Here is a 3,183-nt window from a genome sequence, read left to right as displayed (position 1 = left end):
GAATATAATGATTTCTCCCCTATTGTGCCTAGTATGGCTTGCTGGATTGCTGTCAATACAGCGCCAAGAATGAACAGTATTCCCAATTGCACCGCGATTAATACGATTGCTTTGTGTTGTTGCACGCCGTCTATGAGGGCTCCGCTGAGCTGTGGTTGCAGCAGGACGACCGCTTGTGCGAGGATTCCCAGCAGAAGGCTTGCCGTGTATGCAAGAATGTGCCCCGGCATGTATTTCCTGACGACGTGGATAAAGTTCATGGTTGGCCTGGCCTCTAGTGTTTTGTGGGTTGGTTCTTGTGGGTGAGGCGTGTGCAGAGGATGGTGGTGGCTATGGCGACGGCCAGGAGCAGGAGGGACATGGGTAGGAAGATGTCTGCGATGATGGGTGTGTGTTGTATGCCGACCCCGTCCCGGACGAAGCTTATCGCCACGGATGCCTCGGTGATGGCCACGGCGACGAGGGAGAGGATGATGCCGGCGGTGACGTCGAGTGTGGTCTCGATGGCCGCTGACCAGGCGAGGGCGCCGCGGGTGACGCCCATCTGGTTGAGGCGCCGGTTCTGCATGCGTCGTTCGCTGATTCCTATGGCTATAGATTGGACGAGGAATATCAGGGCCAGGATGGTGCCGCCGGCTATCATGAGCGGTGTTCCCTGCTGCTCCTTGATGCTGGTCTTGATGTAGTCGTCGATGAAGTCCTGCCTGTTCAAGGCGGTGATCTTGTGGGTGGTGTCCCTTATCTGTTGGGCTATGTCGTCGGCCTGGGTGTGGTCGCGGGCGGTGATGAAGGCGTACAGTCGGCCGTTCTCGCCCTCCCTGGGCAGGCCATCCTCGGTCGTGAGCATGTCCATGTTCACGTGGGGGGTGGTCTTGGGCGGCTCGATGACGGCCACGACCTGGACCTGGTGTCTTTTGTCGTGGCGGTCGATGAGGGTGATCGTGTCGCCCGGCTTGCGCTGGTTGTCGTATGCTCTGCTTATGGCCACCTTGCCGGCGCCCAGGTCGGCCAGGCTGCCCTGGAGCACCTTGGGGGCGGTGTCCTTGTGGCTGGGGTCGGCCAGGTCACGGGCCTGGGCCCAGGTGACCTGGGGGAAGGTGTCCATCTGGATGTTTCCGTGCTTGTCGGTCAGGACCCATTGCTGGGTCTGGTAGATGTCGGCTGTGCCGACCTCCCGTCCGAGCCCCTGCAGCGTGCGCGAGATCCTGCCGGCCTGGGACAGGTCGTCCGAGGAGGCCACCACGTCGGCCTTCATGGGCTCGATGCTGAGCACCACCGAGCTCATGCGGCCCGCCTGCATGATGAGGGTGAAGGAGACCAGAATGGTCAGCGCCATCATGGCCGGCAACGCTATGGCCGTGGCGCCTGCCCTGCCCCTGCGGACCCGTTGCCGGGCCAGCAGGCCCGGTCCGGCCGCGGTTTTTTCGGCCAGCAGGCCCAGCAGGGATGCTACCGGGGGGACCAGCAGGGGGGCGGCCACGTACACGGTGATTATCAGTAGGACGATCAAGCCCAGCAGCCGGTCGTAGGACTCCGAGCGGTCGACCGGCATGAAGGCGACCGTGATAGAGGCTAGGAACAGGGCCAGGGAGCATACGATCCGCAACCGGCTGGCCTTTTTGTCCTTGACGGCCGGTTGTGTCATCAGCTTCAGGGGGGTCTCGGCCCCGAGCCTGCGCGTGGCCAGCCACACGCCCAGCAGGCAGACCGCCATCATCAGGGCGAAGGCCACGGCCGCCACCCACAGGCGGGCCCTGGGGTGGAAGAGCAGGTCGATGTCCGTGGTGCCCATGGCCCTTATGAAGGCCATGCCCACAGGAACGGTCAGCAGGGATCCGGCCAGGCATCCCGCGGCGTCGGCCAGGGCCAGGGGCAGGGAGAACTCTCGCAGGGCCATGGCCACGACCTGTTTGCCCGAGGCGCCGTTGAGCCGCATCAGGCCGTATTCCCGGCGCCTTTCCTGGACCAGGAAGGACACCGATGACAGGACCAGGAACACCGTCACCAGCAGGCAGAACACCAGCGCGATCAGCGACACAGTGTTCAATGCCAGGTCGTAGTAGGCCTTGGTCAGAATGCGGTGGTAGGCGTTCAGGCCCTCCAGGCCGTGCAGGCCGTCGTAGGCCAGGCCCGCCTGACGTGCCTGCAGGGTCGCGCAGGACAGGGTCGTGGCGGCGAACACGGCCAGGCACATGATCCAGTAGGAGGAGCGGTGGGCCCTGACCAGGGAGAAGGACAGGCTGGCCCTTGTTGGCCGCTTGCGCCAGGGTCGGCTCGCCTGCTGGGCCGGGGAGGCCATGCCCGCGCTCACCGGTCGGCCCCGCTCAACGTGGTCTCGGCCAGGTGCATGGCCAGCTGCTCGGCCGTGCAGCCCGACCACACCGAGTGGATGCGGCCGTCGACCAGGAACACGGTGCTGCCAGCACGGGCCGCCACATCCGGGTCGTGGGTCACCATCAGCACCGTGGACCCCCGCGCCGCCACCTGGCCGAAGGCGTCCAGCACCAGCTGGGAGCCGGCGGTGTCCAGGGCGCCCGTCGGCTCGTCGGCAAAGACGACCGAGGGCCTCGAGGCCAAAGCCCTGGCCACCGCCACACGCTGCCGCTGCCCGCCCGACATGTCCGAGGGATAGACGTCGGCGAAACCATCCAGACCCACCGCCTGCAGGGCCCGCACGGCGTCGTCGACCTCGATGCGCGGCCCGCCGAAGAGGAAGGACAGCATCACGTTCTGCAGGCATGTGAACGCTTCGACGAGGTTGTAGTCCTGAAACACGAACCCGATCAGGTCACGCCTGACACGTGTCAGGTCGGCCTCTCCCATCCGGGCCAGGTCATGCTGCCCGATGTGCACCAAGCCCTGGTCGACCGGCAGCAGGCCCGAGGCGCAATTCAGCAGGGTCGACTTGCCCGCGCCCGAGGGCCCCATGATCGCCGTCCATGACCCAGGCGGGCATTGCAGGGACACGTCGGTGATGCCGGCCCCGCCCGAACCGTAATGATAGGAGACACCCTCAAGGGACAGAAACTCACCAGCCATACCCAACCCCAATCCACAGCCCGACGAAACCCCGAGCACCATACGAATCCACAACGCGAAAAGCTACAGCGAACTTTACACTGAGACGCAATACAAGTATTGCTTGCGTGACGGTTAAAAGTCTTCCATAAATTATTGACAAAA

General features: G+C 64.2%; 3 protein-coding genes. All 3 read right to left on the bottom strand.

From position 1 onward, the window contains the following. On the bottom strand, window positions 1–260 hold a 260-nt coding region (locus tag GKC41_RS08925), incomplete at its 3' end, for a hypothetical protein (RefSeq protein ID WP_229281748.1). Window positions 261–274: 14 nt separating this feature from the next. Continuing rightward, window positions 275–2,311, bottom strand: coding sequence for an ABC transporter permease (locus GKC41_RS08670; RefSeq protein ID WP_121912720.1), 2,037 nt, complete (start codon window positions 2,309–2,311; stop codon window positions 275–277). Then, window positions 2,308–3,039: an ABC transporter ATP-binding protein gene (locus tag GKC41_RS08665; protein ID WP_029676375.1), complete on the bottom strand. Its 732-nt coding sequence runs from the start codon at window positions 3,037–3,039 to the stop codon at window positions 2,308–2,310. Before GKC41_RS08665 ends, GKC41_RS08670 begins: the two co-directional genes overlap by 4 nt. Window positions 3,040–3,183: the final 144 nt, after the last annotated feature.

This window comes from Bifidobacterium asteroides (assembly GCF_009683175.1).
GTDB lineage: Bacteria > Actinomycetota > Actinomycetes > Actinomycetales > Bifidobacteriaceae > Bombiscardovia > Bombiscardovia asteroides_H.
Note: the sequence above shows the minus strand (reverse complement) of the source record. Positions and strands in the feature narration are given on the sequence as shown.